A 15,694-nucleotide genomic window follows, 5' to 3' on the forward strand; every position below is an offset into this window, starting at 1 on the left:
GGTGTGCGGCCTTGGTCAGCCGACGCCCGCATTGAGGAAGATGCCGCCGTCGACCACGAGTGTCTGGCCCGTGATCCAGTCGGACTGGCCGGAGGTGAGGAACGCGGCGGCGCCCCCGATGTCCTCCGGCACACCGAGCCGGCCGAGCGGATAGGAGGCGGCCGCCTCCGCCTCCCTGCCCTCGTACAGGGCCTGGGCGAACTTGGTCTTGACGACGGCGGGCGCGATGGAGTTCACGCGCACCTTCGGTGCGAACTCGTGCGCCAGCTGAAGGCTGAGGTTGACCATGGCGGCCTTGCTCATCCCGTACGCGCCGATGAAGGGCGAGGCGGAGACACCGGCGACGGAGGCGATGTTCACGATCGCGCCGCCGTTCTCGCTCTGCCAGGCCTTCCAGGTCTGCTGGGCGAAGCCGAGCGCCGAGATGACGTTGGTCTCGTACACCTTGCGGGCCACGTTGAGGTCGAGGTCGGCCATCGGGCCGAAGACCGGGTTGGTGCCCGCGTTGTTGATCAGGAAGTCGACCCTGCCGAACGCCTCCATCGTGCGCTCGACGGCGACCACCTGGTGCGCCTCGTCATGGGCCTTGCCCGCGACGCCGATGACCCGGTCGGAGCCGAGCTTCTCGACGGCCTCCTTGAGGGCGTCCTCGTTGCGTCCGGTGATGCAGACCCGGTCGCCGCGGGCGACCAGCGCCTCGGCGATGCCGTATCCGATGCCGCGGCTCGCGCCCGTGATGAGCGCGGCCTTCCCACTGTCCTGCACAGCCATGGTCTGTCTCCGCCTTCCGGGTCAGTTGAGCGGGCCGCCGGCGACGTACATGACCTGCCCGGAGACAAAGCCCGCCGCGTCGCCCGTGAAGAAGGCGATGGCGTTGGCGATGTCCTCGGGGCGGCCGACGCGCTGCACCGGGATCTGGGTGGCGGCCGCGGCCTGGAAGTCCTCGAAGCCCATGCCGACCCTTTCGGCGGTGGCCTTCGTCATCTCGGTGACGATGAAGCCCGGGGCGACGGAGTTGGCGGTGACGCCGAACTTGCCGAGTTCCTTGGCGAGGGTCTTGGTGAAGCCCTGCAGTCCCGCCTTGGCCGCGGCGTAGTTGGCCTGGCCGCGGTTGCCGAGCGCGGAGGACGAGGAGAGGTTCACGACGCGGCCGAACTTGGCGTCCACCATGTGCTTCTGGCAGGCCTTGGTCATCAGGAAGGCGCCGCGCAGGTGCACGTTCATGACCGTGTCCCAGTCGCCCGCGCTCATCTTGAAGAGGAGGTTGTCGCGGAGCACACCGGCGTTGTTGACGAGGATCGTCGGCGCGCCGAGCTCCTCGGCGATGCGGGCCACGGCGGCCTCGACCTGGGCCTCGTCGGACACGTCGCAGCCCACGGCGAGCGCCTTGCCGCCGGCCGCGGTGATCTGCGCAACGGTGTCCTTGCAGGCGGCCTCGTCGAGGTCGATGACGGCCACGGCGCGGCCCTCGGCGGCGAGGCGTACGGCGGTCGCCGCGCCGATGCCTCGTGCCGCGCCGGTCACGACAGCGACGCGCTGCTCTGTGGTGGACATGCTGGTTCTCCTCGCCCTTGGATACGGCTCTTGGGGGTGCGGCCCACGGTACGCCCCGATGGTGAGCGACCGCTTAGTACCTTCAGCTGGACGAGACGCTAGAAGCCCTGGCACCGGGTGTCAACGGCCCACAGGAGAGGTGTGACGCTTTACCTCACCAACAGTTGCAGGAGACGGTCGACCTCGGCCCCAGGATCCGCCGTCAGGCCCGTGTGCACCGGACCCGGCTGGATCACCGTGGAGCGGGGCGCGATCAGCCACCTGAAGCGCCGCCCCGCGTCGTCGCGCTCGGCCTGGCCCGCGGCCTCGCCACCCTCGCAGATCCGCTCGACGGCGCCGAGCCCGGCCCTGATGCCGGCCACGTCGGCCGCCGGATCCAGGGCGCGCAGCCTGGCCTCGTCCAGGTGGGTGCGGGCGGCCACGAAGGACTTGGCGCGGCAGTAGACCACGACCCCCGCGTTGATCTGCTCGCCGCGCTCCACCCGGGGCACGACACGCACCAGCGCGTACTCGAAGACGTCCCGCTTCGTCACTTGAGGGCACCCTTCGGCTGCGGTTCGCCCAGCGCGATCCGTTCGTGGATGGTCGCTGCGCGCGGCAGCAGCGCGGCCACATAGGCGCGGCGCACGTCGTCCGGGCTCGCGAAGCCGGGCTCGTCGGCCAGCCACTCGTCGGGCACCGCGGCCGCGGCCCCGGCGAGCAGTTCCTCGGTGACGCGGGGGGCCAGCTCGGCGGCGGCGGCCGCGATGTCGGGGCCGTAGCGGGCGAGGACGTGGTCGGACGCGTCGTACGGCTTGGCGACCGCGGTCTCGACGGTGCGCCAGTTGTGGTGCCAGATCATGCTCGCCCCGTGGTCGATGAGCCAGAGATCGCCGTGCAGGCGGAGCAGGTTGGGGTTGCGCCAGGACCGGTCCACGTTGTTGATCAGGGCGTCGAACCAGACGATGCGGCCGGCCTCGGCCGGGCCGACGTCGTAGGCGAGCGGGTCGAAGCCGAGCGCGCCGGAGAGGAAGTCCATGCCGAGGTTGAGGCCGCCGCTCGCCTTCAGCAGTTCCTGGACCCTCTCGTCGGGCTCGCCGAGTCCGAGGACCGGGTCGAGCCGGACCGCCACGAGACGCGGCACGCGCAGGCCGAGCCCGCGGGCCAGCTCACCGCAGATCACCTCGGCGACGAGCGTCTTGCGCCCTTGTCCCGCACCGGTGAACTTGATGACGTACGTCCCGTACGTGCCGTGGTCGTCGGCCTCGACGACCCCGGGCAGCGATCCGCCCTCCCGCAGGGGCGTGACGTAGCGGACCGCGGTGACTTCGCTGAGCATTGCCCCAGATTACTGCCGGTTCCACGCTGTTGGATCACGTGGGAGGTGCTTAGAGCCTGTGTCATATCCCCGGCCGGGTGGTCGCCGCCTGGCCGGGGATATGACACAGGCTCTTACAGTGCCCGGCATGGAATCGATTGATCTTCCCCGCCAGTTCGCGCGCACGCGCCGCTTCTCCCTGGGTGTGCCGCGCGGCTTCACGGTCTCCCCGGACGGCGAGCGGGTGCTGTTCGTGCGGTCGACGGCGGGCGACGATCCGGTCGGCAGGCTGTGGCTGTACGAGGACGGGGCCGAGCGCGTGCTCGCCGATCCGCGGGCGCTGGGGGCCGAGGGTCCGGTGCCGGAGGCGGAGCGGGTCCGCAGGGAGCGGGCGCGCGAGACGACGCAAGGAGTGGTGGCCTACGCGAGCGACCACCACGCGCGCGTGGCCGCCTTCACGCTGGGCGGGGCGCTCTGGGTGGTGGAGACGGCCGGCGGCCCGCCGCGCCGGATCCGCACGGCGGGCCCGGCGGTCGACCCGCGCCCCTCGCCGGACGGGACCCTCATCGCGTACGTCTGCGACGGCGCCCTGCGGGTGGTCGGCGCCGACGGTACGGGTGACAGGGCGCTCGCGGAGCCCGAGGGCGCGGCGGTCACCTACGGGCTCGCCGACCACGTGGCCGCCGAGTCCATGGACAGACAGCGCGGCTTCTGGTGGTCCCCGAAGAGTGACGCCCTGCTCGTCGCGCGTGTGGACGCCTCTGCGGTACGCGTCTGGTGGCTCTCGGACCCGGCGCACCCGGAGCGCCCGCCGCGCGCCGTCCGCTACCCGGCGGCCGGTACCGCCAACGCCGAGACGTCGCTGCACATCGTGCGCACGGACGGCACCAGGACCGCGGTGGTCACCCCGGAGCGCGCGGCGGACCACCCCGTCGCCGAGGAGTGGACGGACGACGCCTTCGACTACGTCCCCACGGCGCGCTGGGACGCCCACGGGCCGCTGATCACTCTGCAGACCCGTGACCAGCGTTCGGTCCACCTCCTGGAGGTCGACCCCGGGACCGGCCGGACACGCCTGCTCGGCCGACGGCACGATCCCGCCTGGCTGGAGCTGATGCCGGGTACACCGCTGCGCCTGGAGAGCGGCCGGGTCGTCCGGCACGGAGACGTACAGGGCCGCACGCGCGGTCTGTGGGTGGGCGACACGAGCACGCCCGGCGGCCTTGAGGTGCGCGAGGTCCTGGCCGCCGCGGGCGAGCGCCTGTGGTTCACCGCGTCGACCGAGCCGACGGAGGTCCACGTCTGGACGTTCGACCACGCGGGCCACGGGCCCGGCCCCGAACGCCGCTCCGGCACCGGCACCCTGAAGCAGATCAGCTCGGGTCCCGGCGTCCACACGGCAGCCGTCGGGGGCGACACCGTGGTACTCGACAGCAGGACGCCCGACGGGCAGACGGTGACCGTGCTGCGCGGGGGCGAGCCGGTCGGCCGGATCGCCGTGTACGCCGAGGAGCCGGTCGTGACCCCGCGCCCCCGCCACCTCACCCTCGGGAAGCGGGAGTTGCGCAGTGCGCTGTACCTGCCGTCCTGGTACGAGCCGGGTTCGGGAAAGCTGCCGGTGCTGCTCTGCCCCTACAGCGGTCCGGGCATCCAACTCGTGGTCCACGCGCGCGCGTGGTGGACGGTTGTGGCCCAGTGGTTCGCCGAGCAGGGGTACGCGGTACTGATCGCGGACGGGCGCGGCACTCCGGGGCGCGGCGAGGACTGGGCGAAGGCCGTCCACGGCGACCAGCTGACCCCCGTGCTCGACGACCAGGTGGCCGCGGTGCACGCCGCCGCCGAGCGGTTCCCCGACCTCGATCCGGAGCGCGTCGGCATCCGTGGCTGGTCGTTCGGCGGGTACCTGGCGGCGGGCGCCGTGCTGCACCGCCCCGACGTCTTCCACGCGGCAGTTGCGGGCGCGGCCCCCTCGGACCTGCGCCTCTACGACACGCACTGGAAGGAGCGCTATCTGGGGCACCCGGACGTGCGCCCCGCCGCGTATGAGAACTGCTCCCTGGTCGCGCACGCGCATCGGCTGAGCCGGCCGCTGATGCTGGTCCACGGGCTGTCCGACGACAACGTGCTCCCCGTGCACATGCTGCGCCTCTCCTCGGCCCTGCTGGCCGCGGGGCGTCCGCACACCGTGCTGCCGCTGTCCGGCGCGAGCCACCTGCTGAGCCAGGAGGACCAGGCCGCGAATCTGTTGCGGCTCGAACTGGACTTCCTGAACAAGCACTTGACGCCGACCGCCCGTCCGGCCCACGCCGCTCCTCCGGGCGGACATGCCTGAACGCCGGAATGCCGTGGTGAATGTTTGAACACCGGGGCCCGGAGCCGCGTATCACTGGCCATGACGACTTCCGAAGAGACCGTTTCCGGGCCCTGCCGCCGCACCGTCGTGGCCACACTCGGCGCCGCGGGCTTCGCCGCCGCGCTCACCGCCTGCGGGGCGGGTGACAGCGACGACTCCTCCGAACCCGCGGGCGCGCAGGCGCCGGGCGGTGACGCGGGGGCCGCCGGGATCGTGCTGGCCAGGACGTCGGAGATTCCGGTGGGCGGCGGCAAGATCTTCAAGGACGCGGGCGTGGTCGTCACCCAGCCGGTCAAGGGCCGGTTCAAGGCCTTCTCGAACCGGTGCACCCACAAACAGTGCCCGGTGTCGAGTGTCGAGGACGGCACCATCAACTGCCCCTGCCACGGCAGCAAGTTCGACGTGGCGGACGGCAGCGTCAAGGGCGGACCCGCGCCGAAGCCGCTGCCGGCCGCCGAGATCACCGTGACGGGCGGCTCGGTCAAGCTGGCCTGAACGCCTGCCGTTTGCCCCCCCCCCCCCCGCCCCCGGCCGGAAGAATGCACATGCCCTAACCGGCGCGTCGCGGGCGCTTCCAGGCGCTCAGGATCTCCCCCGTGGTGGTGACGGTGGCGACGAGCGCGAGCGTGTTGCGGATCATCGCCTTCGTGTAGTCGGCGGGGACTCCCGCGATGGCGTCGGCGGGCACGACGGCGGTGTAGCCGAGGTTCACGGCGTCGAACACGGCGTTCGGGATCGCGACGTTGGCGGAGACCCCGGTGACGAGCAGGGTCCGGCAGCCGATATTGCGCAGCAGGGCGTCCACGTCGGTGCCCGCGACGGGTGAGAGACCGTGCAGGCGGCGCACGAGGAAGTCCTCGTCCGCCACCTCGATCGGCGGTGTGACACGCACGGCCGCGGTGCCCGAGAGCTGCCGCACGGGCAGCCGTTCGGCGGCGCGGAAGAGCCGGGCGTTGCGATTGGCCCCGCGTCCGTCGGGCCGCCGTTCGGCGATCGCGTGCAGGACCTGGACGCCGCTCAGGTGGGCCGCGGCGACCAGCCGGGCGACATTGGCGAGTGCGCCCGAGGACCGCGCCTCGGCGGCGAGTTCGGGCAGGGCGCTCTCCGTGCCGATGACGCCCTGCTGGCACTCGACGGTCAGCAGGGCCGTGGTAGCGGGATCGAGGAGTTCCCTGAGCTGTTCGTACGACGGCATGGCTCCCCCTTGTCGCGGACGTCCGGGACGCCGGCGGGACGGGCCGGCGCACGGGCCCGGAATCCGCGCGAGGCTAACGGCCATTGCGTCACGAAGGAAGAGCCCTCATCCTTTCCTGACGCGGGCCCCTGACGGGATGTCAGGGAAGCCGGTGCAGCCAGGTCGGCCGTACGAGGGGTCGTGCGGCCGGATCGCCACTCGGGAGGGACATCCACATGGCCGTCACGCAGCGCCGGGGCCGCAGGATCATGATGACGCCGGACGAGCTCGACGCCTTCCTCGCCGCGGAACGCACCTGCCGGGTGGCGACCGTGTCCGCGGACGGCGCCCCGCACGTCAGCACGCTCTGGTTCGCCTGGGACGGCACCTCGCTGTGGCTGTACTCGATCATCCGCAGCAAGCGCTGGGCCGACCTGCGCAAGGACCCGCGGATCGCCGTGGTCGTCGACACCGGCGAGGAGTACGGGGAGCTGCGCGGCGTCGAGCTGTCGGGCACGGTGACCTTCGTCGGCGAGGCCCCGCGCACGGGTGAGCCGTGCCCCGAACTCGACGCGCCGGAGCGGCTGTTCGCCCAGAAGCTCTTCGGCCTTGACACGATGCCGCACGACGGCCGTCACGCGTGGGTCCGCCTGACGCCGGACGCCGTCGCGTCGTGGGACTTCAGGAAGCTGACGGGTGCCGGGGGCCGCGCATCCGGCTGAGGCGACTCCCCCTACCGGAGCCCCGCCCCGGCCGCCCTGAGAGCCTGTCTTTGAACCCCCGTCGTCCGCGCGAAGCGCGGGCGCAGCGGTGGATTGGGGCCTCCCCTGCTCGAGCGGAGCCGAGAGCTTGGGGAAGCGTTCGATCGGTGTGCGGAGTCCCAGGTCATGTGGCGGAGCCACCTGTCCTGGGGCTCCGTGCGCCGAGCGTGCGTGCCGGGCGCCGGGGCGCAGACGGGGGTTCAAAGACAGGCTCTGAGAGCCTGCGCCGCCGCCCTGATCGACGGGCGGCGGTCCGCGTCCGCGCGCCACACCACGTACACATGCCGCCGCACCCGGTGCCGCACCGGAACCGCGCGCACGCCCGCAGGCATCGGGTCGCGGCCCAACTGCGGTGCCACGCAGACGCCGAGACCGGCCGCGACCAGGGCGAGCTGGGTGTGGTGCTCCTCCGCGCGGTGGGCGATGCGCGGTTCGATGCCCTTGCCGCGCAGCGTGAACATCAGCCACTCATGGCAGAACTCGCCCTCCGCCCAGGTGATCCACTCGTCGTCCGCGAACTCCTCCAGGTCCACTTCGGCACGGTCGGCGAGGGGGTGCGCCGCGGGCATCGCGACGTCGGCGGGATCGTCGAGGAGGGGCGTCTTGACCAGGCCCTCCGAGACGGGCAGCGGTTTGTTGTACCAGTCGAGGACGACCGCCATGTCGATGTCGCCGCGCACCACGGCCGAGACGGCCGGCGTCGGCTCCATCTCGTGGCAGCCCACCCGCAGCCCGGGGTGGTCGGTGCGCAGCGCGGCAAGCGTGGCGGGCAGCAGGCCCCGCATGGCCGTGGGGAACGCGGCGATCCGCAGCTCGCCGACGGCCTTGCCGCGCTGTTCCTCCAGGTCGGCCTGGGCGAGCTCGACCTGCGAGAGGATGCGGGCCGCGTGCTCGGCGAGCAGCCGTCCTGCGTCGGTCAGGCGCACGCCCCTGCCGTTCTTCGCGAGCAGTTGCTGGCCCACCTCGCGCTCCAGCTTCGTCATCTGCTGCGAGACCGCGGACGTCGTGACGTGGAGGCCCGCGGCGGCTCCGCTGACCGAGCCGTGCCGGGCGAGGGCGTCGAGCGTACGCAGGCGCTCCAGGTTCAACATGTAAGTGATGCTACGCGATGAGTCGCACAAAAACTCGCTTGTGCTACGAGATCCTTGAGGTCCATGGTGAGAGGCATGAGTTCCGCACCCCCACCGCTCCCACCGCCCCGATCAGCCGCCGCACCGGCCGCCGACTCCCCCGCACCCGGCCGCCCCGCCCTCGACTGGCGCGTCCGTTTCGGCTTCCTCTCCCTGATCTGGGGCTTCAGCTTCCTGCTGATCAAGGTGGGCGCCGAGGGGTACGCACCGTTCCAGGTCACCCTGGGGCGGCTCGTGTTCGGCGCGGCGGTGATCGCCGCCGTGCTCGTGGCGAAGCGGGAGCGGCTGCCGCGCACGGCACGGACCTGGCTGCATCTGATGGTGGCGGGCTTCTTCCTCAACGCCCTGCCGTTCTCTCTCTTCGCCTACGCGGAGCTGACGATCCCGTCGACTCTCGCCGGAATCTGCAACGCGACGTCGCCGCTCTGGGGCATGGCACTCTCCCTCGTCGCGCTCTCCGAGGACCGGCCAACCCGGCGCCGCGTCGCGGGCCTGGGCCTCGGCTTCTTCGGGGTGCTCACCGTGCTCGGCGTATGGCAGGGCTTCAGCGGACTGGATCTCGGCGGCACGGCGATGGCGCTGCTCGCCTCGGTCAGCTACCCCATCGGCTGGATCTACGTGCGCCGCACACTGGCCGGCGCCGGACACTCGAACCTCTCCCTCTCCGGCGCCCAGCTGCTGGTCGCCTCGCTCGAACTGGCCGTGGTGACGCCGCTGTTCACCTCGCCCCCGGCCCACTTCCCCGTCATACCGCTGCTGGCGATCGTGGCGCTGGGCGCCCTGGGCACCGGGGTCGCCTTCCTGCTGCAGTACGCACTGGTCGACGAGGTCGGCCCGACCACCGCCCAGATGGTCACGTACTTCGTTCCGGTCATCGCGACCGCCGCGGGCGTCGCGGTGCTCGGCGAGTCCCTGAGCTGGTCGACGCCGGTCGGCGCGGTCATCATCCTGGCGGGCGCGGCCCTCACCCAGTCCAGACCCCGGCGCGCCACGGCGGCCCCCGCCGACCGGCCCGCCCGGCAGTCCGCCGACCAGCCGGCCCGCCAGTCCGCCCGTCAGTCGTAGCGGCGCGCCGGAGCGGTCCCGGTCGCGGCGGCGACGGCGTCCGCCACCACCACGATGTCCTCGTCGCCGAGCGCCGCCACAGTGATCCGCACCCCGGGCGGCGTGCCCAGGCGGAACCTCGCTCCCGGAGCCACCGCCCACCCCGCGTGCAGCAGCCGTGCGACGGCTCCGGTCTCATCGGGCACCGGCACCCATACGTTCATGCCGCTGCGCCCGTACGCGGCCACACCCCGCTCGGCGAGCGCCCCGATCAGCGCGTCCCTGCGCCGCCCGTAGGACGCGGCCACCACCCGGGCGTCGACCGCTCCCGTGGCCCAGAGCTGCGCGACGGCCCGCTGCAGGAGCCGGCTCACCCAGCCGGGCCCGAGCCGCTGGCGCCCCCGCACCCGGTCGATGGTGACGGGGTCGCCCGTGACCACCGCGAGCCGCAGGTCGGGGCCGTACGCCTTGGCGGTCGAGCGGGTGAGGGCCCAGCTGCGGGTCGACCCGGCCAGCGGGTGCAGCGGCAGGTCGACGATGCCGTGGCCGTGGTCGTCCTCGATGAGCAGCACGTCCGCGTGCGCGGCGAACACCTCCCGCAGGGCGTGCGCACGCGCGGCGGTGACGGCGGCGCCCGTGGGGTTCTGCGCGCGGTCGGTCACCACGGCCGCCCGGGCACCGGACGCCAGCGCCCGTTCGACATCGGCGGGCAGCGGCCCCTCGTCGTCCACGCCCACCGGGACCCCGCGCAGCCCGAGGGCGGAGACGAGGTCGAGCAGGCTTCCCCAGCCCGGGTCCTCCAGGGCCACCCCGTCGCCGGGCTTGAGGTGGGCGGCGAGCACTCGCTCGATGGCGTCGAGCGAACCGGAGGTGACGGCGAGGGGGCCATGGGGGACGCCGTCGGCGTCGAAGGCCACGCGCGCGTGGCGTTCGAGTTCGGGGTCCACCGCGCCCTCGCCGTAGAGGACGGGCTGCCGGTCGTTCTGCGCGGCGGCCGCCGCGAAGGCCGCGGACAGCGGGGGCAGCAGCTCCGGGTCGGGATTGCCCTGGGAGACGTTGCGCACCCCGGGCGGCGCGTCCACCCGGATCAGCTCGCGCGTGGTGGTCGCGGGTTTCGGACGTACGCGGCTGCCGCGCCGCCCCGCCGTCTCGATGACGCCACGTTCGCGCAACGTGCGGTAGGCGGCCGCCACGGTATTGGGATTCACTCCGAGGCGTTCCGCCAACTCCCTCATGGGCGGCAGCAGTTGGCCCGGTTCGAGGCCGCCTTCACCCACGGCACGCTCCACGCTCGCAGCGATCTCGGCTGCGCGTCGGCCTTCGATCCGATACTCTCCTAGCACAAAGCCGATTATGCACTAGTGCAATAGCTGCCCGCAAATCGTGAGCAGAGCGGCAGCAGGAAAAGCAGTCCGGGAAAGCCGCACAAGGAAGCCGTACAGGGAGAGCCATGCAGACGACGCCGAGCACCACCGACACCATGTCGCCGGAGAGCGCCGCCTACACACCGACCGACCGCACCACCCCCACTCGCTCAGCGGAACGCGCTTCGTACGACCAGGAGTCGGTGCACGCGATACTCGACGAGGCGTACGTCTGCCATCTCGGTTTCGTGCGCGACGGCGCCCCCGTCGTCCTGCCGACGCTCTACGCACGCGTCGGCGAGCGCCTGTACGTGCACGGCTCCACGGGTTCCCGGCCGCTGCGCATGGCGGGCGCCGCGGCTTCCGAGGAGCGGGACCCCGGCCTGCCGGTGTGCCTGACCGTCACCCACGTCGACGGCCTGGTCCTGGCCCGCTCGGCCTTCCACCACTCGATCAACTACCGCTCCGTGGTGGTCCACGGCACCGCCCACCAGGTGACGGACCCCGAGGAGAAGCGCGCCGCCCTTGACGCGCTGGTCGACCACGTCGTGCCGGGGCGCGCCGCGGACTCGCGCCCCGCCAACGCCAAGGAGCTCGCGGCGACCGCCGTCCTGCGCCTCGATCTCAGGGAGGTGTCGGCGAAGGCGCGCACCGGCGGCCCGAACGACGAGCCGCAGGACATGGACCTGCCCCACTGGGCGGGCGTCGTCCCGCTGAGCAAGGGCCGCGGCGCCCTGATCCCCTCGGCGGACCTCGCGCCGGACATCGAGGTCCCGGAGTACCTGATCGAGCCGTAGGGCCGTCGGCGTCCGCGGCGCCCGGGCCCCGGGGCCCGGGCCTCCTACACCGCCGCCACTTCCCGCCGCTCCGCCACCGCGTCCCGCGTCTCCGCGACCGCGAGGCCCGTCACGGCGGCCAGCATCAGGGCCGTGCCCGCCACGGTCGCCGCCGTCAGCGCCTCACCGAGCAGGGTGACCGCGATGACGGCGGCGCCCACCGGCTCAAGGAGCATGATCACGGAAACGGTGGCGGAGCGCACGACGGCCGCACCCGCGAAGTACAGCGCGTACGCGACCGCCGTCGGCACGGCGGCGATGTACAGCAGGCAGAGGCCCACGCGCGCGGGTTCGGCGGTGTGCGGCAGCAGCCCCTCCGCCATGGCGAGCGGCAGCAGGCAGAGCGAGACGACGGCGAACGCCCAGACCGTGGTGTCGGACGAGTCCGCTCCGCCGTCCCGCCCCCACCGCCGCGTGAGCAGCGTCATGGCGGCGTACGCGGCCGCGGAGACGAGCCCCCAGCCCACACCCACCGGCCGCACGCTCGCGCCGCCCGCGCCGCCGCCCCCGAGGACGAGCACGACGAGGCCTGCGAGTGCGCCGAGGACGGCGGCAGCGCCGCCGCGGCCGAGCCGCTCCCCCAGCGTCAGGCGGGCGCCGAGTGCGATGAGGACGGGCCCCGAACCCATGGTGACGACGGTGCCGACCGCGAGGCCGGTCGCCTCGACGGACGCGAAGTAGGCGGTCTGGAACACGGCGAGAGCCACGCCCGTCACGACGATCCGGCGCACCCCGCGGCTCAGCGGCCCGGCAGCCGCCCCCCGCGTGGCCGCCCGGGGCGGACGTACCAGCCGTGCGGCCGTGCGTGCGACGAGCAGCAGGGCGAACCCGCCCGCGCACCGCCAGAAGGAGAGGCTGACCGGACCCATGCCACCGGCCGCGAAGACCAGCGCGGCGGCCGCGCCCGCGGTACCCCACGCGGTTCCGGCGACGATGAGGTAGAGCAGGCCCCGCCCGACGGACAGGCCGGCGGTCGAATGGGAGCCGACAGTGGGCACGTCGGACGTGCTCGGCGTGTGTGACACGTGAGTTCTCCGCAGCAGAGAGGGATGGGTGGCTCCGTCTGCGGGCAGCGCTGTTCGGCCCGGCCGTCGGCCGGGCATGATTCGTGAGCGCCCCGCGCCAGGGTCTGTCTTTCGGATCAGGCCGGACCTGGGTGGCCTTGCCTTGGGTGGGGCTCGAGCGGGGTCTGGTGCGTGCAGCTCAAGGCGGAGGAGGGCGGCAACGCGGAGCGTCGGCAACCGACGACAACGCCGCAGATGTGCGTGCCAGGCCCCGCGACCCCGGACAGATCCGAAAGACAGGCCCTAGGCTGCGGGGGGCGGAAGAACGAGCGCTCGTGCGTGCATGATCAGCACGTTAGGTCGCGTCGCCGACGCGCGACAACTCAGTTTCGGACGCCGGGACTCCGCCCTCCGCCGAGCCCCCGCCCTTCTTCGGGCCTCCGCCCTCCCCTGCGGCTTCCGTCGTCTCCGCGGCTTCCGTCGTCTCCGCGGGCTCGGTCGGCGCCGACGACTGCGCGATGAACGCGCCCACGAGCACCACCGCACCGCCGACGACCTGCGGCGCCGAGAGGCGCTCGCCGAGGACGACCCAGGCAAGGGCGGTCGCGATGACCGCTTCGAGGCAGGCCACGACGCCGGCCACCTGGGGCGAGAGCCTGCGCACGGACAGGACGCCGGTGACGTACGCGACGACCGTGGCGATCAGCACGATCCAGCTGAGCAGGGCCCAGGCCGGAACGGCCGAACCGTCCAGATCCGCGTCCCCCGCGAGCACCGACCAGTCCATGCCCCACGGCCGCGCGACGACGGTCAGTACGACGGTGCCGACGAGCAGGCCGTACGCGATGACGCCGAGCGGGTCGGGGGCGTCATCACCCGCTTCGCTGCCCTGGTCGGACAGGACGAAGTAGCCGACCTGGCAGCAGGCGGCGCCGAGTGCGAGCAGGAGCCCGACGGCGTCGAAGCTCAGCCCCGCCCACACCTCGACCACGCAGGCGAGGCCGCCGACGGCGAGCACCACACCGAGCGCGGCCGCCCGCGTGACGGGCCGCCGCTGCACGAAACGCACCCAGCCGAGGACGAGCGCGGGCGCGAGGTACTCGATCAGCAGCGCGACACCGACGGGGATGCGCGAGAGCGCGGCGAAGTAGCAGGCCTGGACGCCCGCGACGGCGAGGAGACCGAACCCGGCGAGCAGCGCGGGCCTGCTCCGCAGGAGTCCGCGGTGGCGCCAGGCCACCGGCAGCATCACCAGGGCGGCGCCCGCCACCCGCAGCCACACCACGTGCAGCGGGTCGAGTCCCGCCTCGATCAGCGGCTTCGCCGCGACACCGGAGCCGCCGAAGGCGACCGCCGACACCAGGGCCAGGGTGAGCCCGACGCCCCTGCCGCCCTCGCCCCGGCCGCCCCGATCTCCCCGGACACCCGCGTTCCGCCGACCCACCCGGCTCTTCTGTACCCCGTCAGACGCTTGCACCGGCACATCATGGCAGGCGGCGTCATGAGCGTCACCCCTACTGACCCCTGTCTCAATCGGCGGACGCCATGCCGCTCGCAGGAAGGCGGATCAGCAGTCGGGACCGGCCCCTTGCACTCCGTCGTAGCGAGCACCTTCCGTATACCCGGAACCTCCGGCGTACCCGGCGCCCTCGGCGCACCCCGCGCCCTCGGTGTGCCCCGCGCCTCCGGACACGTACTGCCTGCATCCCGCCTCTATGCGCCGCAGCAGCGACGGGACGTCGACCCGGGCCCGCGCGAGGACCTCGACGGCGCGGCAGTCCGGGTCGGCGACGAGCCCGGCGAGCAGATCCATGCCGAGGGCGCGCGGCTCGCCGCGCAGTGCGGCGCGTTCAAGGGCCACGTCCATCGCGTTGGTGGCGGCCGGCGACCAGCCCGCCTCGGGGACGGAGGAGACCACCGGCACGGCGCCGGAGTCCTCCACGGCGGCCTGCCACTGGAGGCCGTAGCCGATGCTGCGCTGTACGAGATAGCCGAGGACGCGCACCGCCTGCGCACCGCTCTCGAAGACGGCGCGTACTTCGGGGCCGGTCTCCAGGAGGGAGTGCAGCAGGTGCGCGGTGTCTATCTGCCGGTCCCCGTCACGCACGGCGCGGCGGCGCGCGCCCGCCACCACGGACGCCAGCTCGGGACTGAGTCCGGAGTCCGGTTCTGCTCGAATCGGGCCGGGTTCGGCGCCGGAAGGGGTACGACGGCTTTGCACATCTCCCACCACATCAACCCCCACTGGCATATGCATCGGCGGCGGGAAGCATCTTGGCGTCCGACACAGGTTGGGCACGCCCGCGTCGGTTGTCCTCCTTACGGATGAGATCCGCCTGGCCCTCCGGTCGCCTGCGGGCCACGCTCCGCCGCGCCTCCGCAACCGCCGCCCGGCGCCGTTCGTCTTTCCCTGGCATGGAGGACAGGTGCTGGATGGTCGCCCTGCCGGCGCTCGACGGCAGGGAGTACGTCTACCGGGTGTACGCCCCCGAGGACGCGCTGCCCGCCGACCTGTTCTGGGAGGCCTGGCACTGCCACGACGAAGGACCGTTCCCGCGCGCCTCCGACCTCTTCGACGCGGCGGCGATACGGCGCGTGGGCCTGACGTCCCAGCAAATCTGACGGTTCATCAGTATTGAATGTTCCGGACCCTGCGGCTACGTTCCGCGACACCGTAGCTGCGGCCGTCGCAGCGCCCGAGGGGAAGGGGTGGTCACATGGCCGAAGTCAGTGCGGAGGCACGGATCGAGGCACCCGTCGAGAAGGTCTGGGCCCGGCTCACCGACTTCTCCTCGTACGGCGAGTGGAACTCCACGCACACGAGCTTCCCCCAGGGCGCGCCCACCACCCCGGAGCGCGGCGGCACCTTCGTGGAGAACATGAAGCTGATGGGCTTCCCCGCCGAGGTCAAGTGGACGATCGAGGAGCTGGAGACCGCCCGCGCCCTGGCCATCGCGGGCAAGGGCCCGATGGGCGTGAACGTCGGCACCCGCTACTCCCTCTCCCCCGAGGGCTCCGGCACAGTGGTCCGCATCGAGGGAGAGTTCACCGGCGCCGCCGTGTCCCTGATGGCGGGCAAGCTGAAGGACTCGGCGACCGCCGCCCTCAACGAGTCGCTGCGCAAGCTGGACGGTCTGGTGACGGGCTGACGCGCGCCGCCTCCGTAGAAGAACGACC

The 15,694-nt window shown here is 72.8% G+C and carries 17 protein-coding genes; 7 read left to right on the forward strand and 10 right to left on the reverse strand.

Features of this window, described 5'->3' with window-relative positions:
* Positions 1-15 precede the first annotated feature (15 nt).
* The 4 genes from AC07DI_RS15290 to AC07DI_RS15305 all read right to left on the reverse strand — a co-directional run bounded on the left by AC07DI_RS15290 (position 16) and on the right by AC07DI_RS15305 (position 2,872).
* Positions 16-771: an SDR family oxidoreductase gene (locus AC07DI_RS15290; protein ID WP_478904779.1), complete on the reverse strand. Its 756-nt coding sequence runs from the start codon at positions 769-771 to the stop codon at positions 16-18.
* A gap of 21 nt (positions 772-792) precedes the next feature.
* On the reverse strand, positions 793-1,554 hold the full coding sequence (fabG, locus tag AC07DI_RS15295) for a 3-oxoacyl-ACP reductase FabG (RefSeq protein WP_384251821.1): 762 nt from the start codon (positions 1,552-1,554) through the stop codon (positions 793-795).
* A gap of 149 nt (positions 1,555-1,703) precedes the next feature.
* Positions 1,704-2,087 carry a DUF3037 domain-containing protein gene (locus tag AC07DI_RS15300; protein WP_478904780.1) on the reverse strand — a complete coding sequence of 128 codons (384 nt, stop codon included), beginning with the start codon at positions 2,085-2,087 and terminating at the stop codon, positions 1,704-1,706.
* A complete protein-coding gene (locus AC07DI_RS15305; RefSeq protein WP_478904781.1) occupies positions 2,084-2,872 on the reverse strand; it encodes a HipA family kinase in 789 nt (262 codons plus the stop codon). The genes AC07DI_RS15300 and AC07DI_RS15305 overlap by 4 nt, the downstream gene beginning before the upstream one ends.
* A 127-nt stretch (positions 2,873-2,999) precedes the next feature.
* On the opposite strand from AC07DI_RS15305, the gene AC07DI_RS15310 reads away from it, so the two are divergent.
* Both AC07DI_RS15310 and AC07DI_RS15315 read left to right on the forward strand, forming a co-directional pair.
* Positions 3,000-5,183 carry a S9 family peptidase gene (locus AC07DI_RS15310; protein WP_478904782.1) on the forward strand — a complete coding sequence of 728 codons (2,184 nt, stop codon included), beginning with the start codon at positions 3,000-3,002 and terminating at the stop codon, positions 5,181-5,183.
* Positions 5,184-5,243: 60 nt separating this feature from the next.
* Entirely contained in the window at positions 5,244-5,699 is a 456-nt protein-coding gene (locus AC07DI_RS15315; RefSeq protein ID WP_478904783.1) for a Rieske (2Fe-2S) protein, read from the forward strand.
* A 55-nt stretch (positions 5,700-5,754) separates the two neighbouring features.
* Here the strand turns inward: AC07DI_RS15315 and AC07DI_RS15320 are convergent, their stop codons facing one another.
* Entirely contained in the window at positions 5,755-6,399 is a 645-nt protein-coding gene (locus AC07DI_RS15320) for a cysteine hydrolase family protein (protein ID WP_478904784.1), read from the reverse strand.
* Between the two features lie 215 nt (positions 6,400-6,614).
* On the opposite strand from AC07DI_RS15320, the gene AC07DI_RS15325 reads away from it, so the two are divergent.
* The gene (locus AC07DI_RS15325) at positions 6,615-7,100 is read left to right on the forward strand and encodes a pyridoxamine 5'-phosphate oxidase family protein (protein ID WP_478904785.1); all 486 of its coding nucleotides are present in this window, start codon (positions 6,615-6,617) and stop codon (positions 7,098-7,100) included.
* 239 nt (positions 7,101-7,339) lie between these two features.
* Here AC07DI_RS15325 and AC07DI_RS15330 read toward each other — a convergent pair whose 3' ends face one another.
* Entirely contained in the window at positions 7,340-8,230 is an 891-nt protein-coding gene (locus AC07DI_RS15330) for a LysR family transcriptional regulator (RefSeq protein WP_478904786.1), read from the reverse strand.
* A 75-nt stretch (positions 8,231-8,305) separates the two neighbouring features.
* Here AC07DI_RS15330 and AC07DI_RS15335 point away from each other — a divergent pair, with 75 nt between their 5' ends.
* Complete coding sequence (locus tag AC07DI_RS15335) at positions 8,306-9,334, forward strand: DMT family transporter (RefSeq protein ID WP_478904787.1); 1,029 nt, start codon at positions 8,306-8,308, stop codon at positions 9,332-9,334.
* On the opposite strand, the gene AC07DI_RS15340 is transcribed toward AC07DI_RS15335, so the two are convergent.
* On the reverse strand, positions 9,325-10,656 hold the full coding sequence (locus AC07DI_RS15340; RefSeq protein WP_478904788.1) for an aminotransferase class I/II-fold pyridoxal phosphate-dependent enzyme: 1,332 nt from the start codon (positions 10,654-10,656) through the stop codon (positions 9,325-9,327). The genes AC07DI_RS15335 and AC07DI_RS15340 overlap by 10 nt on opposite strands.
* 107 nt (positions 10,657-10,763) lie before the next feature.
* Here AC07DI_RS15340 and AC07DI_RS15345 point away from each other — a divergent pair, with 107 nt between their 5' ends.
* A complete protein-coding gene (locus AC07DI_RS15345; RefSeq protein WP_478904789.1) occupies positions 10,764-11,474 on the forward strand; it encodes a pyridoxamine 5'-phosphate oxidase family protein in 711 nt (236 codons plus the stop codon).
* 44 nt (positions 11,475-11,518) lie between these two features.
* Here the strand turns inward: AC07DI_RS15345 and AC07DI_RS15350 are convergent, their stop codons facing one another.
* The 3 genes from AC07DI_RS15350 to AC07DI_RS15360 form a co-directional block, all read right to left on the reverse strand.
* Complete coding sequence (locus tag AC07DI_RS15350) at positions 11,519-12,538, reverse strand: DMT family transporter (protein WP_478904790.1); 1,020 nt, start codon at positions 12,536-12,538, stop codon at positions 11,519-11,521.
* Between the two features lie 334 nt (positions 12,539-12,872).
* A complete protein-coding gene (locus tag AC07DI_RS15355; protein WP_478904791.1) occupies positions 12,873-13,961 on the reverse strand; it encodes an EamA family transporter in 1,089 nt (362 codons plus the stop codon).
* Positions 13,962-14,084: 123 nt separating this feature from the next.
* Positions 14,085-14,768, reverse strand: coding sequence for a peptidase (locus AC07DI_RS15360; RefSeq protein ID WP_478904823.1), 684 nt, complete (start codon positions 14,766-14,768; stop codon positions 14,085-14,087).
* 182 nt (positions 14,769-14,950) lie between these two features.
* Here AC07DI_RS15360 and AC07DI_RS15365 point away from each other — a divergent pair, with 182 nt between their 5' ends.
* A complete protein-coding gene (locus AC07DI_RS15365; protein WP_478904792.1) occupies positions 14,951-15,139 on the forward strand; it encodes a hypothetical protein in 189 nt (62 codons plus the stop codon).
* 95 nt (positions 15,140-15,234) lie between these two features.
* Complete coding sequence (locus AC07DI_RS15370; RefSeq protein WP_478904793.1) at positions 15,235-15,666, forward strand: type II toxin-antitoxin system Rv0910 family toxin; 432 nt, start codon at positions 15,235-15,237, stop codon at positions 15,664-15,666.
* Positions 15,667-15,694: the final 28 nt, after the last annotated feature.

This window comes from Streptomyces sp. NPDC044106, from assembly GCF_056433985.1.